This is a genomic window from Rheinheimera faecalis, from assembly GCF_021290965.1.
Lineage (GTDB): Bacteria > Pseudomonadota > Gammaproteobacteria > Enterobacterales > Alteromonadaceae > Pararheinheimera > Pararheinheimera faecalis.
The window spans coordinates 345862-362795 of record NZ_JAJOYT010000002.1; the positions used below are offsets into that span (position 1 = coordinate 345862).

The window sequence follows — 16934 nt, forward strand, 5'->3', positions numbered from 1 at the left end:
GAGAACTCCATGACCCAAGAAGTCACTTTAGCTTTTACCGGCGCTTCAGGCGCTGGTTATGGCTGGCGTTTGCTGGAAAACTTGCTGGCGCAGCAGGTCAAAGTGCATCTGTTAATTTCCAGTGCTGCCCGCGTCGTATTTGCCACTGAATATGATTTAAAACTGCCGGGTGGTCCTGAAGCCTGTCGTGATTTTATTCTGAAAAAAAACGGTGCCACTAAAGAGCTGTTAGCCGTATATGGCAAAGATGACTGGTTTTCGCCTTGTGCTTCAGGCTCAGCTGCACCAAAACAGATGGTGATTTGCCCATGCTCCACTGGTACTGCAGCCGCTATTGCCCATGGCATGAGTGACAATCTGATTGAGCGCGCTGCGGATGTCGTATTGAAAGAACGCGGTCAGCTCATCATAGTGCCACGCGAAACTCCATTGAGTACCATTCATCTGGAAAACTTACTGGCCTTGTCCAAAGCTGGTGCTGTGGTCATGCCGGCAGCGCCTGGTTTTTATCATCAGCCTCAATCTGTCGATGACTTAATCGACTTTATGGTGGCGCGAATTCTTGACCATTTAGGTTTAAAGCAACAGTTAGTCAGCCGTTGGGGCTATGGAGATCAGCAGTGACCTTAGCGTTAGAAATTAAACAGTTACACAAAGTGTATAAAAGCGGCACCGTCGCTTTAACTGGTATTGATCTGGAAGTGCAGCAAGGCGATTTTTTTGCCTTATTGGGGCCGAATGGTGCTGGCAAAAGTACCAGCATCGGCATTATCAGTTCGCTGGTCAATAAAAGCAGTGGGACTGTCAAAGTCTTTGATTATGATCTGGACACCCACCTTGAAGATGCCAAAAGCCAATTAGGTTTAGTGCCACAGGAATTTAACTTCAACCAGTTTGAAACTGTGCTGCAAATTGTACTGAATCAGGCTGGTTATTATGGTGTGCCACGTTCTGTTGCCATAGTCCGTGCTGAAAAGTACTTAGGTCAGCTTGGCTTATGGGAAAAACGTCATGCCCGTTCGCGTGAACTCTCTGGTGGTATGAAACGCCGGCTGATGATAGCCCGTGCCTTAATGCATGAACCTAAGCTACTGATTTTAGATGAACCTACAGCCGGCGTTGATATTGAACTGCGCCGTTCTATGTGGGAGTTTCTCAAAGAAATTAACCAGCAGGGTGTGACTATTATTCTGACCACCCACTATCTGGAAGAAGCTGAGTCTTTGTGCCGCAACATCGCCATTATCGACAAAGGCCAGATAGTCGAAAACACCAGCATGAAAAACCTGCTGAGTAAGCTGAACAAAGAAACCTTTTTACTCGATATAGCGCCGACAGAAGCGGTGATCACATTGGAAGGTTATACATTCCGTCAGACAGACAGCCATAGTCTGGAAGTGGATGTGGTTAAAGCTCAGGGCTTAAATGGCGTATTCAGCGCTTTAACAGCGCAGGGCATTCAGGTGCTTTCAATGCGTAACAAAGCCAACCGTCTGGAAGAATTGTTTGTCAGTCTGGTCGAAAACGGACGCGGAGCCAAAGCATGAGTTCACGTAATTTAATAGCGCTACAAAGCATTCTCTATAAAGAAACCAACAGATTTATGCGTATTTGGGTGCAAACCCTGGTGCCGCCTGCCATTACCATGACGTTGTATTTTGTCATTTTTGGCGCTCTGGTTGGTTCGCGTATTGGTGATATGGGCGGCTTCAGTTATATGGAGTTTATTGTGCCTGGCCTGATTATGATGTCAGTGATTACGAACTCGTATTCGAATGTGGCTTCATCTTTTTTCAGCGCCAAGTTTCAACGTAATGTCGAAGAGCTACTGGTCGCTCCTGTGCCTAACTACATCATAGTGCTGGGTTATGTTGGTGGTGGCGTTGCGCGCGGTATTCTGGTTGGATTGATTGTCTCTTTGTTATCGCTGTTTTTTGTTGATATCAAAGTGCATCACTTGTTTATTCTGATGTCGACTGTGGTATTAACAGCTACTTTGTTTTCGTTAGCCGGTTTAATTAACGCCATTTACGCTAAGACTTTTGATGACATCAGCATTATTCCAACTTTTGTGCTGACGCCTTTAACCTATTTAGGTGGGGTATTTTATTCACTGAGTTTATTGCCACAATTCTGGCAATACGTGTCGCAAATCAACCCTATTGTGTATATGGTCAACGCCTTCCGCTACGGCTTTTTAGGCGTCAGTGACGTGAATCTGGTGTTTGCGTTTAGTGTGATTATTGGTTTTATTCTGGTGTTTTTTAGCTTTGCTATGTACCTGATTAATAAGGGCACTGGTCTTAGAAGCTAAACAGAAGCTCAAATTTAAGATGAATAAAAAAAGAGGCGCTTATATAGCGCCTCTTGTTTTTATACTGAGCCTCTTTCGTAGTAGCGCAGCGGTACTGGTGCCGCAGGGCCAAAATAGTAACCTTGCGCATAACTGATACCACAACGTTCCAACGCATCCAATGACTGTTTGCTTTCCACCATCTCAGCGATGATCAGTAACTGGGTTTGTTTGGCAAAAGAGCTGATATGTTCAATAAAGAGCTGAGCGTCAGGATCTGAGCTTATCAGCTCAATTAAACTGCCATGAATTTTTAATCCATCCACCCGCAACTGCAGCAAGTCGGCCATACCTACGCCACTGGCTACACCAAAATCATCCAGCAGTACTTTGGCTCCGGCTTTTTGCAAAGCGGCTATGGCGTCGCGGCAACGTTCAAACTGAGGTAATACTCCGGCTTCAGCCAGTTCAAAATACACCCGTTCAGGTTTGGGATAATGCTGCAGATAGTCGAGGAAAAACTGTTGTAAATCATCATCCAGTAAGTCACGGCAATTGACGTTAATAGACCAGCTGACTTCAGAAGCGGCAAACTGACTGGCACTTTTTATAAACATCATCTTGGTCAGCTCTGTATCCAAATGACTGCGGTTGATGATGCTTAAAAACTGATCCGGCGTCAGTATGCTGCCATCACTACGTAAAATACGGGCCAGACATTCGTACTGAAAAATCTCGCCAGTGCTGATTTGTACCAGGGGCTGGAAGTAGGGCACTATTTGTTCATGGCCTATGGCTTCGCGCACTTCTTTAGCCATTTTGATATTGGTATGCAGATGCTGTTTCAGTGCCAGTAAGTTGTCTGAATACACTACTAAAGATTGTTGCTGCAAACGTGCTGTGTTCACAGCCAGCATGGCATTTTCCAGCACTACAGCGGCAGGCGACAAGGCTACACCTAAAGTCACAGTAAAGAGTAAATAGGGGTCATTCAGCACAGGTTGAGTGAAATCAAAACTTTTGAGCTTGTCATGTAACTCGTTATCAGAAACGCTGGCCACACGACGTATCGCGAGTTTCTCAAAAGACAGGCGATATAAGCGGAAAGGACGGCCTAAATGCAGTTGCAACTGGCTGATAAATTGGTTGATGGCTTGTTCGGCTATCAGCGTGCCATACAAATGACTGATTTCCTCAAGATTGTTGACTTGTAAAATCGCCAACTGGCTGAGGCCACTTGTTTCATGACGAAGATGAGCTTCCAAAGCTAAGGCATTACGCCGACCTGAACTGCGATCTGTCGTCAGGTTGTGGCGCAGCACCATGGCGTAACTTAACGCCAGCAATAAAGCCAAACCAAAAAATATCGAGCCACTTAAAATGGATTGTTGCATGCTGGCCATCAGCCACTGATCCAGATCGGTAATAGCAATATCAGCGCCAGCTAAATACACAGTGCCATCGGCGCTTTGGTACGGAACCAATACAGACCGGAAATGGCCAAATTGATCAACAGACTCTTCAAATACCGGGGCTATGGAAGCAAAAGCTGCTTTGTTAGCTTCGGTCGCTTCGGGATAATAGTCGTAAAAGTAACTTAACTGTCCACGCAACAAGTCATCTTCTGTATAACTGGATGAGGTGAAGTGCACTTTGCCATCGACCTGGATCATGCTGTAGACATACTGCAATTTTAAATCTTTGGCATAAAGGCTGAGCTTTTTGGCCAGCTCCAGATACTCAGCGCGGGAAATATGTTGAGGGCCACTGATGTTGTTATGGTAATTCTCGCCAAGCAAATAAGGCACGGCTTTCACTGCATTGGTTAACTGCAGATCAACCTGTGCTAGTTTGGTCTGGTAGGTTTGCTGATACTGGTAATACACGTAGCCAGCTATGGCGAGCAAATACACCACTAGGCTTATCATAATAAAATGTGCTGAACGGATCCGTAGCATGCAATGACTCGTAAAAAGGAACCTGAAAACAATACGTTAATAGCTTAGCTGATTTAAATCAGGCTGGCAGCTAATACTTTAATCTGATTCAAAGACCCGCTATCCCGCAGATTTGTTGCAATCAGGTGGGGACATTCGGCAAAAATAGGCTGTTTATCCGGTTTTTACAGCATCTTTGCAGCAAGATGATCGACAGATGAATTTTTTTAAAGACATTTAAAGGTGCATTTAGTACAGTGACCTCCTTTTTGACTTACTGATTTTACGGCCTGAAAACACAAAATAAGAAGCCGAAATAGAGACGACGGTGAGACAGGATACGAATGACAGAATTAAACAAACGTCAGGCTACTGCTTCTGAAGAAGCCTTGTGGCGGATATTTACTGTACCAGAGGCTCCGGACTCGACTTTAAGTATCATCGAACAGAATATTTCGCAAAACCTGGCTGGTTTTTTACGCGAAAGTATTGTCGCTGTGGAAAAACCACTGTGGCAAATTGAACGCGATTTCCAGGCTCACCAAATTCCTTCTGAACCAAAATTTGTGTCGGACTATGCCGAACAGATGATGGAAAAGCTGGTGGCGCATTCAGTGCATACCGCAGCGCCAAGTTTTATTGGTCATATGACCTCGGCTTTGCCTTATTTTGTCTTACCGCTGTCAAAAATGATGGTGGGTTTAAACCAGAATCTGGTGAAAATCGAAACCTCCAAAGCTTTTACTCCGTTAGAGCGTCAGGTCATCGGCATGATGCATCATCTGGTGTATGGCGAAGGCGACAGCTTTTATAAAAAATGGATGCACAGCGCCAACCATTCCTTAGGTGCTTTTTGTTCTGGCGGCACCATTGCCAATATCACCGCACTCTGGATTGCCCGTAACCGTTTATTAAAAGCCGATGGTGACTTTAAAGGCGTGGCCAAAGAAGGTTTGTTCCGCGCTATGAAATATTATGGCTATGAAGGTTTAGCTATTTTAGTCTCAGAGCGTGGCCATTATTCGTTGGGCAAAGCGGCGGATATTTTAGGTATTGGCCGTGAGTTTTTAGTACCGGTCAAAACCGATGCCAATAACAAAGTGCAAAGCGATGAAATGCGTCGGGTCAGTCGTGAACTGAATGACAAAAACATCAAAGTGATGGCGATAGTGGGGGTGGCTGGTACTACAGAAACCGGTAACGTCGACCCACTGAATGATTTAGCCGATTTAGCTGCTGAACTGGGCTGCCATTTCCATGTCGATGCCGCCTGGGGTGGTGCAACCTTACTCTCTGATAAATACCGTCATTTGCTGAGTGGCGTAGAACGCGCTGATTCAGTGACCATTGATGCACATAAGCAAATGTATGTGCCTATGGGCGCCGGTATGGTGGTGTTTAAACATCCATCTTCGGCTCATGCGATAGAACATCACGCTGAGTATATTTTGCGTAAAGGCTCAAAAGATTTAGGTAGCCAGACATTGGAAGGTTCACGCCCTGGTATGGCCATGCTGGTGCATGCCTGTTTGCAGGTCATTGGCCGTCAGGGTTATGAAATTCTGATCAACCGCAGTCTGGATAAAGCCCGTTATTTTGCCGGTTTAATTAAGGATCACGCGGAGTTTGAGCTGATCACTGAACCTGAGCTGTGTTTATTAACCTATCGTTATGTGCCAGCCGAAGTTCAGCGTGCTATGGCGAAAGCTTCGCCCGACAAACTACATAAGTTTAATGAGCTGCTCAACGGTTTAACCCGCTTTATTCAGAAAACCCAAAGGGAAGAAGGCCGCTCTTTTGTCTCCCGTACCCGGATTAAACCTGAACGTTATCAGCGTCAGGACACAGTGGTGTTCCGTGTGGTATTGGCAAACCCTCTGACCACAGATCAGATTTTATTTGATGTGCTGGAAGAGCAGCAGCAAGTAGCCGCTTTGGATAAAGAGTTTTTACCTAAATTGCTGCAATTGGCAAAAGACAGCGCCGCCTGAATCTATTCTGTGAGGCCTGAAGCAGGTCCAGCGTCATTAAAAAGCCCAATCACAGCAGTGTGATTGGGCTTTTTTACAGAGCGATCAGTAGAAGCTTATTTAAGGTTCAATCGCCATGCCAAGCAGAGCCTGACCATCTGCCAAAGTCCCCAGCTTTTTGTTTTGTCCTGTTTGTAAATCCAGTTGATACAGAGTACTGGCAGGCACTGCTGTAGTGCTAACCGCAATAAAACTCAGATTACTTAAGTCAGAAATATCAAAGGCTATCTGTTGCAGCGATTGCAGTCCAAGGCTGCCTACGGTAAACAACTGTCCTGTATTAGGTGATACAGCTGGCGTGGTGCCTTCTTTACTGCCTTGTGTTACCAGTGTGCCATTGGTTTTATCTATGGCGTAGTTGGTCGTCAGCGTGCTGTCTTGCTGATTGTAGGTATAAGCTGCAGCCACTACAGTGGGTTTTTTGCCAAAGTTAGCGTCCTTGTCTGCGTATTTCAGTTCAGGGTCAACAGAAGCTAAAGCTGCGGTCTCTGGGTGTAATCTTAAGTTTTGACCATGCTCATTCACCACCCGGATCCTGTCAGCGACAGGATTAAAATCAAAGCCAAACTGGCCTTTTTTTAATGTGTCTGCAGGTAAAACCGGGCCTGTGGCAGTCACTTTTCCTGTGCCGGTATCTATGCTGTAGAGCTGGCCTTGGTCGGATAATGCAAATAAAACGCCGTAAGCAACGCGGTAATCTATGCCAACTAACGTCTCGCCTGTTGCCAGACCTGAAAGTGGCTTCTGTTCGACGATTTTATCCGGAGCTGCCACCTTCACCTTGATCAATTGATGCGCCTGATCAACTAGCCAAAGGGTTTCATTGCCTTTTAAAGTTGGCATAGTGGCCGCGCCAAGGTCGGTAGATAAGAGCCCTGCGGATAAAAGGCCAGTTAGAGTCAACAGGGTAGAGCCGAAAATCTGTTTTGTTATTTTCATACATCCTTTCCTTTATTACTTTCAACTGACCCTGTATCGGGCCTGCTTTATCATTAAAAGAGCCATAGCTCTGTTACTTGTAACCATAGTGCAGCCTCAAGGCTCTGGTAAGCATACGGTTCTGAACGAAATTCGATCAGTTTTGTCAGGCAAAGCAGATTTCAGCAAACTGAAGCCAAATATAGTTGCTTACATCTTCAGGCATTGCTTCATGTCTCGTGCAGGGTTACTTTAGAGTTCAGGTTTATTAAAGAGGGAAGTATGATGTCAGATAAAACCTTAGCTTTATCAAATGATAAAATGATCGCAGGAGTCTGTGGTGGTATAGCCGACTATTTTGGCTGGTCCAGCGGTGGTGTGCGTCTGGTGTATGTGTTGTTGTCAGTGTTATCAGCAGCTTTTCCCGGCTTATTTGTGTATCTGATTTTATGGCTGTTGATGCCAAGAAAAGACAGCCTGTAAGCGGCTGTCATTAAAAGAACGGATTTGTTATGTATTCAGGCCAATGCCTTTGTGGTGAAGTAAAAATTGAAATTTGTGGCGGTATTACTGACATTATTCATTGCCACTGTTCATTGTGCCGCAAATCCAGCGGCACGGCTTATGCTACCAATGGCTTTGTATCCAGTGCAGAATTCAGTGTGATTCAAGGCGAACAACTGCTCAAAGCCTTTTCGTTAAAACAAGGCAGGTTGCGGCATTTTTGCTCCAACTGCGGCAGTCCTGTGTACAGCTCAAGCGCTGCAGATCCAGGTCGGGTCCGCATTCGTTTGGGCATACTGGATTCAGAAATAGCCGAGCGTCCCATCAGCCATAACTTTGTCTCGTCAAAAGCCAGCTGGGACAATCTGGATGCAGACTTGCCCCGTTATGATAGCCATGAGCCTGGCCGAAGCTGAATCACTGCGGCTCTGAAGCTAAACACCAGACCAACTGATGGGGTTGAGCATCCAATGGTAGCTGCAAAATACCTTCGTTGTAATACATTGGGTCTGCAGCTATATCCTGATCGTCCAAAGTGACGGAAGCTGCAGGCTGATGTTGCAATAGCTCCAGTTGATAGTCAGTACCAGCCACAGACAGCTTGATGCTAAAGCCCGGCCATGCTGCTGGGATACAAGGTGCAAACTGCAGCCATTGGCCTTTGCGGCTTAACCCTAAAATAGCTTCAATACCAGAGCGGTACATCCATGCCGCAGCCCCGGTGTACCAACTCCAGCCACCGCGGCCGTTATGCGGCGCTACCGAATAAATATCAGCAGACACCACGTAAGGCTCAGTTTGATAACGAGCCACAGCGTCCGCGGTCAGCGCATGCTGAATGGGGTTGAGCATACTAAACAGCGCTGTGGCTTTTTCTGCCTGATCAAGCTTTGAAAAAGCAAAAATAGCCCACATGGCGGCGTGGCTGTATTGGCCACCATTTTCACGCAGCCCTGCCGGGTAACCTTTGATATAACCCGGATTGGGTTCGATAAACTCAAAAGGCGGGCTGAATAATAAGGCTAAACCTTGCTCTGGTTTAATCAGATGCTGGCTGACGGACGCCATAGCGGCTTTGGCTCTGTCCGGGCGGGCTGCTTCAGAGAGCACAGCCCATGACTGGGCGATAGAATCAATTTTGCATTCGGGTGATAGCGTGCTACCAAGCCAGCTGCCCTGGTCAAAAGTAGCTCTTTTATACCAGGCCCCATCCCATGCATACTGCTCCAGTGCCAGCGTTAATTTTTTCGCATACTGCTGCCAGCAATTGGCTCTGTCCTGCTCTTCTTCAGGCACAAAAGGCAAAAACAGTTGAATACTGGCAAGTACCAGCCAGCCTAACCAAACACTTTGACCTTTGCCTTCGGCTCCGACCAGGTCCATACCATCATTCCAGTCGCCCGATCCCATTAATGGCAAACCAAGCTCCCCTGTTTGGGCAATACACAGATCCAGCCCACGAGCGCAATGTTCAAATAACGAAGCACTATGATCGGACGGCATAGGCTGATAAAAAGCATCATGCTGGTCAGCCGTCAAAGCCGGACCTTGCAGAAACGGCAGTTGCTCTTGTAGTACAGCCAAATCACCAGAGCTTTGTATATAGCTGGCGCAAGCAAACACTAACCAGACTTTATCGTCCGAAATCCGGCTGCGCACACCGGCGCCGGAATGCGGCAGCCACCAATGTTGCACATCTCCTTCAATAAACTGCCGTCCTGCCGCTTTGAGTAAATGCTGGCGGGCAAAAGAGGGATCAGCAAAACTCAGCGCCATGCTGTCCTGCAACTGATCACGAAAACCATAAGCGCCACTGGCCTGATAAAAGGCGGCTCTGGCGTAAAGCCGGCAGACTATGGTTTGGTACAACAACCAGCCGTTCAGCATAATATTCATCGCTGCGTCAGGCGTTTGCACTTGCACAGCGGTCAGCTTTTGTAGCCAGAAATCTTTGACCTGCTGCAATACTTCATCTAAATCCGCTTGCTGATACTGTTGTACTAAAGCTGTTGCTTTGCTGCTGTCTGAAGTTTGACCCAATAAAAACACCAGCTCAGAGCTCTGGCCTGGCGCCAGAGTCAGTTTGAGCTGCATGGCAGTACAAGGGTCTAAACCTGCGCCACTGCGTTTGGCTAAAGGTGCTGTGCCTGTTAAAGCCAAAGGAGAAGCCAGATTGCCATTTCGACCAATAAAGCCGGTACGATCTGCAGTCCAGCCCGTTAAAGCGCAAACAGAGTTTTGCTCTTTATTGGTGTGGCTTAAGGCAGCAAAAGCGATACGACCAGCAAAAGCTGTATTCCATGGATTAGACACCAACATGGCCTGACTATCCTGATCCAGTATGGTTTGTAAAAAAGCGCTGCTGGCGCTGCGATCCCGACCCAGCACCCATTCAGCATAAGCTGTGACTGTGAAGTGCCTTGTTGTAGCCGAATGGTTGGTCAGGGTCAGACGTGATATTTTCACAGGATCGGCCACTGGCACATACTGTAGCAACTGCATGCCAAGATCGGCTGCCTGATGATCAAAACGACTATAACCAAAACCATGGCAGGCTTTGTAATGGCCGCCATCATTGATCGGTTGTGCTGTAGGGCTGAATAACTCTGATCTACCTTGCTCCTGCACATAAAAGACTTCAGCAGAAGGGTCGGTCACAGGATCGTTTGACCAGGGAGTTAATTGATTTTCTCTGCTATTTTCTGCCCAGCTAAAACCACTGCCTAAGGTCGACACCTGAAAGCCAAAATTCGGATTGGCGATGACATTGATCCAGGGCATAGGAGGGCGCTGATGCTGTTGCATATGAGTATGGTATTCACGACCATCTGCACTAAAACCACCTAAGCCATTAAAAAACTGCAGGTCAGGTTCTGCCGCCAGATCTGGTACAGGCAGTCTGACTGCTTTAGCCAGGTTGGCTTTCAAAGGCTCAGCTACAGGTACTGGCATCCGGCTTAACTGAGTGGCCAGACTGCCGCGGTTGGCATAAAGCACTACGCGAGCCACTGCGGCTAATAAAGCGCGGGATTCAACCGACATTAAATCTGCGCGCAAACAAAATACACTGCCACCAGCTAAGCGTAAGCCAAGGTTGGGTTTGCTTTGACTGCTACGAACCTGCACTTCAATAGCTGACTGTAAATCCTGCACATAAGACGCCGCTCTTTCATTGATAATGACCAAATCCACGGTCAGCTGTTTCATACGCCAGTATTCGTGAGCACGCAGCAGTTGCTGCACGACGGACAGGTCTTCTATATCGTCAATATGCAGCAGGACTATAGGCGCATCACCGGAAATGGCATGTTGCCATAAGCCGGATTGAGCGGCTGCTCCACGGCTGATGGCTGCTGCTGTCGCTCTGAAGCGCAGGTCGTTGTATAACAGCGGACTGGTCAGACGCTGAAAATCAGCGGCTTCCGCCACACTGATCGCCAGATGACGTAATTGCACCTGGGCCTGAGTCCAGGCCAAAGTGCAGGCTCTGTCATAGGCACTGCGTTCATTATGCTGATCAACCAGATCCAAAAGCTCTTGTCGTGATGAGGCCACTAAAGTCCAGAATGCGACACGGCAGACCTGGCCAGGTGCAATACGCACCGACTGACGCAAAGAGAAAATCGCATCCAGCACAGTACCGCTGCTGTTGCTCAGCGCTTTGCTTCGCATGGCCGCGGCATTACTCAGCTGATGACCCTGGCCAAAAAATAATGCGCGGTTGGTTTCGTATTGCAGTGGCGCACAAATTTCACCTTCCACTACAGTAAAATGGGCGACAAATACAGCTGCCTCAGTGGCTGAACGCAAACGACGGGTGGCAAACAAAGCGCCATACTCTGCAACAAATTCGGTCTGAACAAATAATTTGGCAAAAGCAGGGTGGGCATTGTCTGTACTGACCGGAGCCAATACCAGCTCAGCATAAGAGGTGAGTTCGATTTCACGGCTGAAGCTACTGTGATTAATCAGTGAAACCCGTCTGACTTCACCCTGATGTTCGGTGGATACCACCACTTCGACTGTGCAGGTTAAATCATGGTGCTGGCGGCTGAACTCAGCGTGATCTTCGCTGAAGATTGCCACTGGCGCAGTGTTTTTACTGAAGGCGGATTTTTCAGCCCTGCTGTTGGCTCGCCGCTCGGGTAGCTTAGGGTTTAGTGTACTCGACCAGACCTGCTCGCTGTGTTTATCCCGCAGCAATACAAAGGAACCCCATGGGTCAGTGCTGCTGTCTTCGCGCCAACGGGTAATAGCAATAGTGCCCCAGCGACTGTAGCCAGCTCCTGCTGCTGTGAGCATCACGGCATAACCACTATTGGATAGTAGATGGCTGCATGGCGGGCCTGAAGCTGCTGCGTCCAGCCTGCGTTCTGTCAGTGGTTGTACAGCACCAGAGTTGGCGGCAATACTGACTTCTTCCGCTTTCGGATGCGCTATAGCAACATAACGGGGCAGTCGCTCCTGCAGCAACAACTCACAGGCCTGGATCATGGGTTCACGGTGAAAGCGGTTGCGCATCACGCCTTGCTGCAGGGTATTGGCGATAGCGACTATGGTCATGCCCTGATGGTGTGCCATAAAACTTTGCACCAATGCCAGACTGCTGTCCTCCGGCAAGCGGCTTCGGGTATAGTCAATGGCCTCAAAAAAGCCGTAGTCGGCTAATGCACCGCAGGCTTTTAACCGTTCAAAGTTGGCACAGGCCGCTACCGGATTGACCATAGTGGCCAGCGCTGTCGCGTAAGGGGCTATGACTTTGTTTTCTGCCAGGCCACGTTTTAACCCCAAACCCGGCACTCCAAAGTTGGAATACTGGTAGGTAAACTCCAGATCTCTGGCATTGTAAGCGGATTCAGAAATGCCCCATGGGATCCCGAGTTGACGGCCGTAGCCAATTTGCCGCTCGACAATCAGCCTGTTGCTTTGCTCCAGTAAACTGCCTTCTGCTGCTCTCATCACTAAAGAGGGCATCAGGTACTCAAACATTGAACCTGACCAGGACAATAAAGCCGAACCATAACCTAAAGGGGTGGCGCTTCGGCCTAAACGAAACCAGTGTTTACTATCGGCGTCGCCTTTGGCTATAGCAAACAGACTGGCGAGCCTGGCTTCAGAGGCCAATAGATCGTAGCAGCTGGTATCTAAACGATTTTCCTCTACCGCATAACCTATGGACAATAAATTGCGTTCAGGGTCGATAAAAAAGGCAAAATTCATCGCCATGGCAAACTGGCGGCATTGGGTCGCCAATAGCTGTAATTGTAGGTGTTGATGCTGTTGTTCGGCTGCGCCTGAATTCAGCTGCAGATGGTGCTCTGCCAGAGTGGTCTGTAATGCCTGTAGATAAAACAGCAGGCTTTGCTGCGCGGATAGCTGCTGCTCTGTGTGGCGTGTAAAGGTTGTATTTTGGCGTGCACTGGCAATCTGCACGCCTTGCTCGCAAAGCTCTGTCAGTTGACTGTGCTGGTGCTGCAGGCATTGGTTTTGTTGGAGTAACTGATCCAACTGGCTCAGAATAGCCTGTAGTTGCAAACCACTTTGGCTTTGTAGCAACAGAGTCGGGGCTTGCTGCAGACTCAGTTGGGCCAAAGCCAGGTTATCACCTAAACCTTGCTGAGCCTGAGGGCTATAGAGCTGGTTTTGCCATTCATCACAGGTATTGGCCAGTGCAATTAAATGACCCGCCAGATTGCCGCTGTCGACGGATGAGACATAAACGGGTTCAAGCGGGCGTAAATCGCGGGTATCGTACCAGTTAAAAAAATGGCCATGGCAGGTGCGCAGTTGTCGCAAGGTTGCAAAAGTTGCCTGCAGCCTTTGTATGGCTGCGTTAGTCGACAGCCAGCCAAAATCGCGGGCTACAGCGACCGACAATAAATACATGCCAATATTAGTTGGTGAGGTCCGGTGCGCTATGGCTGGCTGAGGTTGTTGCTGGAAATTGTCCGGTGGCAGCATATGATCTTCAGCCGTGACAAAACGTTCGAAGTAGCGCCAGGTGCGTCTGGCGATTAGCCTCAGCTCAGTCGCCTGCAGCTCAGACAACTGCAACTCAGGTTGGATGCGAAAAGGCTTACTTAATGCCAATGCCATAGCAGGAGCTGCGTACCAGAGTAGCAACAAAGGTAACACCAAGGGCCAGTTGTCTGGGTTAAACCACAAGGCGATGCCAAAAACAGTAGATGCGAGCAGTAAAGCCGGACTCATCAGACTGTAATAACGGTACAAAGTTAAGCTTGAATCCCGCTGATTTTGTGCTGCAGTAGTCCATTGCAGAAGATGTGTTTTACTCAACAGCAGACGATACAAAGTCAGGCCAATAGCATGCAGCATACGCCAGCTATGGTCTGCCAGAAAAACCAGCTGCAGCACACCTGTGCTCAGAGCCAGCTTGAAATCTGCCAGCAGGTTATTCAGATGGGTATGCCATTGAATACCTTTATGGTGCGGCAATAGATTCAGGCTACAAGGCAATAAAGCGGGCAAAATCAGGCTGCTGCCAATCAATATAAAAATCCCAATGGCGACAGGGAGAGGCAGCAAAACGGACAGTAGCAGTAAGGCAAAGCAGGCGGGCTGCACTAAGGATCGGCGTAAATTATCGATCATTTTCCAGCGCCCAAGCAGAGGCAATTTCTGCGGTGCTTGTAACGAGTCTGGCGTTGTTTTCCAGCGCCCAAGCAGAGGCAATGTTTGCTGTATTTGTAACGAGTCAGACGTTGTTTTGATGCGGGCAAACAACCAGGGCAAGAGCTGCCAGTCGCCGCGGGTCCAGCGATGTTGCCGTTTGACGGCCACATCGTAACGGGCCGGGAAATCTTCAACCACCTCAATATCTGAGACTAACGCAGCGCGGGCCACTATGCCTTCAAACAAGTCGTGGCTAAGCATGCTGTTGTCAGCAACCCGACCCGCCATAGCGGCGCTAAAAGCATCGACATCATAAATACCTTTTCCGGTAAATGAGCCTTCAGCAAATAAGTCCTGATACAAATCGGATACAGCGGCAGCGTAAGGATCTAACCCAGCCGGACCTGAAAACAGTTGCTGGTAGGCCGAACCCTGTTGACCAGAGGCCAGAGCTGGAGTGACACGAGGTTGTAAGATGCCATAACCACTGGTCACCCTTTGCTCTGTCTGGCAAAACTGTGCCCGATTCAGCGGATGTGCCAGTTTACCTATTAGCCTTATCGCCGCATCCCGGGGTAACTGAGTGTCCGCATCTAACGTAATCACGTAACGTACATTGGCCGGAACCTGGCTCGACAGTAGCGGCAGCTCTGCAGATGCATGGATAAAACTGGTGTCCTTGCCGCCCCGCAGCAATTGATTTAGCTCGACCAGTTTGCCTCTTTTACGCTCCCAGCCCATCCATAACTGTTCTTTGTCATTCCATAAACGACGGCGATGCAAAAGTAAAAAGGGGGCACCTGCAGGGCCTTGCGGATAGCGTTGGTTGAGCTGGCTGATCAGAGTGCTGGCCAGCAACAATAAAGGCTGATCCGTTGGCTGTTCCTGCTCTGTTGCATCCACGCCGTCAGTTAACAGTGCAAAGGTTAAATCACCGCTGCCACAACAGAGGTAATGCACCTCCAGCCGTGACACTAATTCCTCGACTTCAGCTTCATGGCTTAGCATACAAGGCACAACAACCAGCGTGCGAAACTCAGCCGGAACTCCTGCGGTTAAATCCAGAGCTGGCAACAAGGAGGCACCCTGAGATCGGGTGATAAAACACTGCAGCAAAGCGCTTGCGAGCTCACTGGCTGGCAATACTGCCAGTAGCAATAACGCCAACCCCGGAACATAATCAGGCTGCTCCGGCAGCAAAATAACAGCCAGGCTTGTAAAAGCCAGAGTGAGTAAAGCCAATGCTGACAAATAACCAGCCAGCCCTGTTCTTGCCAGTGTTCTGTGTAGCATTAAGCGCCAACCAGGTTGAAAGCCAATTTGCTGCTCAAATGCCAATCGACCTTCACCAATCAGGTAAAAACCTGTGTCAGCTTCTACTGTTGTTTCTACTGAGCCGGATAAGCTATGGTCCGCTTTTAATGCAGCTTCTGTGGCAGCGCGGGCTATATCACATTCAGGTAATTCTGCCCCCCGTGCTAATTGCTCTATCGCACTGCGATACATATTTCTACTGGCAAAATCCATAGTGGCAAAAGCACTGTGCTTACATAAGAGTTTATCAACCGGGCTTATTTGCTCGAATAATTCAGTCCAGTCTATGGCCGAGATACGTCTCATGCTGGTCATCACATTACGCACGCTGACATTGGATGCACCCAGCCGCTGTTGTGCATACAGCACCACCAGCTCAATACTGCTGTGTTGGTGTAGCAGACGTTGTTCCAGCCATTGCAGGGCAGGAGTGGTATTAGGGTCTTGCCCGCGTAAACGTTTGGCCAGTTGGGCGGCAAAAGTATGGCTCAGGGCTTTGTCTGCCAGATGATTGATATAGGTCTGAAGTGCCTGCTGGCTGGCGCCTGGTTGCAGCAACTGATCGGCCAGCTTATCTGCTGCAGCCCTGTCGGTGAGTCCCAGGCTGATTTGGTCGGTTAAGCGGCGTAAGTTTTCAATCAACACTATGCGTAAGGTAATGGCGATAGCCCATAACTCACCAATAGTCAGTACATCCACTTGCTGATAAGCATTTAAAAAGCGCTGCAGTATAACGGGGTCAAAATGACTGTCGGTATGGGCGATAAAAGCCCAGGCTATGGCAAACACTCTGGGATAACCGACAAAAGGACCTTGTTGTAACTTGGGTAATTGGCGATAAAAACCTAAAGGCAGATCGTCATAAATTTCACGGATTTGTTGATCAACCAGATGGTAGTTGTCCAGTAACCATTCGGCGGCAGGCACTATGCTATGGCCAGCTGTAAGTTCTGCTGCACTGGCTCTGTAGGCAGCAAGCAGCACAGTGGCATTGCTGTCGAGCCTGGTATGCAGCGGGCTTTGCCAGTCACGCCAGCCGGAAGCATTTTGTTTTTTACCCGGGATTTGCTGCTCTGTTGCCAGGCTGAGTGCATGTTGTTCCAGGCGCTCAACACTAAAAAGCTCAGCGCGAACCGGGTTTTTGTCCTGCCAGACCAGCGCATTTTTTGCTGGCCAAAAAAGTTGGGCGTAACCTGAGGCTGTGTGCAGAAATGAATTCATAAAGCGAAAGCCTGCTTGAGGAGAAGGCTAACAGGCTAGAAGATCAGTTGGTTTTTCTCAGTTCGGTGTCGTACAGACCGGGTC

9 protein-coding genes are annotated in these 16934 nt (G+C 48.5%); 6 read left to right on the forward strand and 3 right to left on the reverse strand.

All coding sequences use genetic code 11. The features are described from left to right. Positions 1 to 9: 9 nt before the first annotated feature. The 3 genes from LSG34_RS05210 to LSG34_RS05220 are packed head-to-tail and all read left to right on the forward strand — an operon-like array spanning position 10 to position 2314. Entirely contained in the window at positions 10 to 624 is a 615-nt protein-coding gene (locus tag LSG34_RS05210; protein WP_233007756.1) for a flavin prenyltransferase UbiX, read from the forward strand. Beyond that, a complete protein-coding gene (locus tag LSG34_RS05215; RefSeq protein WP_233007757.1) occupies positions 621 to 1547 on the forward strand; it encodes an ABC transporter ATP-binding protein in 927 nt (308 codons plus the stop codon). Before LSG34_RS05210 ends, LSG34_RS05215 begins: the two co-directional genes overlap by 4 nt. Next, on the forward strand, positions 1544 to 2314 hold the full coding sequence (locus LSG34_RS05220) for an ABC transporter permease (protein WP_233007758.1): 771 nt from the start codon (positions 1544 to 1546) through the stop codon (positions 2312 to 2314). The genes LSG34_RS05215 and LSG34_RS05220 overlap by 4 nt, the downstream gene beginning before the upstream one ends. Positions 2315 to 2373: 59 nt before the next feature. On the opposite strand, the gene LSG34_RS05225 is transcribed toward LSG34_RS05220, so the two are convergent. Then, positions 2374 to 4221, reverse strand: a complete 1848-nt coding sequence (locus LSG34_RS05225; RefSeq protein ID WP_233007760.1) for an EAL domain-containing protein — start codon at positions 4219 to 4221, stop codon at positions 2374 to 2376. Positions 4222 to 4574: 353 nt separating this feature from the next. Here LSG34_RS05225 and panP point away from each other — a divergent pair, with 353 nt between their 5' ends. Next, entirely contained in the window at positions 4575 to 6221 is a 1647-nt protein-coding gene (gene panP / locus LSG34_RS05230) for a pyridoxal-dependent aspartate 1-decarboxylase PanP (protein ID WP_233007762.1), read from the forward strand. A gap of 99 nt (positions 6222 to 6320) precedes the next feature. Here the strand turns inward: panP and LSG34_RS05235 are convergent, their stop codons facing one another. After that, on the reverse strand, positions 6321 to 7199 hold the full coding sequence (locus tag LSG34_RS05235; RefSeq protein WP_233007763.1) for a DUF4394 domain-containing protein: 879 nt from the start codon (positions 7197 to 7199) through the stop codon (positions 6321 to 6323). Between the two features lie 261 nt (positions 7200 to 7460). On the opposite strand from LSG34_RS05235, the gene LSG34_RS05240 reads away from it, so the two are divergent. Further along, positions 7461 to 7661, forward strand: a complete 201-nt coding sequence (locus LSG34_RS05240) for a PspC domain-containing protein (RefSeq protein ID WP_233007765.1) — start codon at positions 7461 to 7463, stop codon at positions 7659 to 7661. 29 nt (positions 7662 to 7690) lie between these two features. Then, complete coding sequence (locus LSG34_RS05245; RefSeq protein ID WP_233007767.1) at positions 7691 to 8098, forward strand: GFA family protein; 408 nt, start codon at positions 7691 to 7693, stop codon at positions 8096 to 8098. Position 8099: 1 nt separating this feature from the next. Here the strand turns inward: LSG34_RS05245 and LSG34_RS05250 are convergent, their stop codons facing one another. Beyond that, entirely contained in the window at positions 8100 to 16850 is an 8751-nt protein-coding gene (locus LSG34_RS05250) for a GH36-type glycosyl hydrolase domain-containing protein (protein WP_233007768.1), read from the reverse strand. Positions 16851 to 16934: the final 84 nt, after the last annotated feature.

Excerpts from the sequence above, each read along its gene's own strand:
- LSG34_RS05240 (WP_233007765.1), top strand. The coding sequence starts at position 7,461 with ATGATGTCAGATAAAACCTTAGCTTTATCAAATGATAAAATGATCGCA.
- LSG34_RS05250 (WP_233007768.1), bottom strand. The coding sequence starts at position 16,850 with ATGAATTCATTTCTGCACACAGCCTCAGGTTACGCCCAACTTTTTTGG.
- LSG34_RS05220 (WP_233007758.1), top strand. The coding sequence starts at position 1,544 with ATGAGTTCACGTAATTTAATAGCGCTACAAAGCATTCTCTATAAAGAA.
- LSG34_RS05245 (WP_233007767.1), top strand. The coding sequence starts at position 7,691 with ATGTATTCAGGCCAATGCCTTTGTGGTGAAGTAAAAATTGAAATTTGT.
- LSG34_RS05235 (WP_233007763.1), bottom strand. The coding sequence starts at position 7,199 with ATGAAAATAACAAAACAGATTTTCGGCTCTACCCTGTTGACTCTAACT.
- LSG34_RS05225 (WP_233007760.1), bottom strand. The coding sequence starts at position 4,221 with ATGATAAGCCTAGTGGTGTATTTGCTCGCCATAGCTGGCTACGTGTAT.
- LSG34_RS05210 (WP_233007756.1), top strand. The coding sequence starts at position 10 with ATGACCCAAGAAGTCACTTTAGCTTTTACCGGCGCTTCAGGCGCTGGT.
- panP (WP_233007762.1), top strand. The coding sequence starts at position 4,575 with ATGACAGAATTAAACAAACGTCAGGCTACTGCTTCTGAAGAAGCCTTG.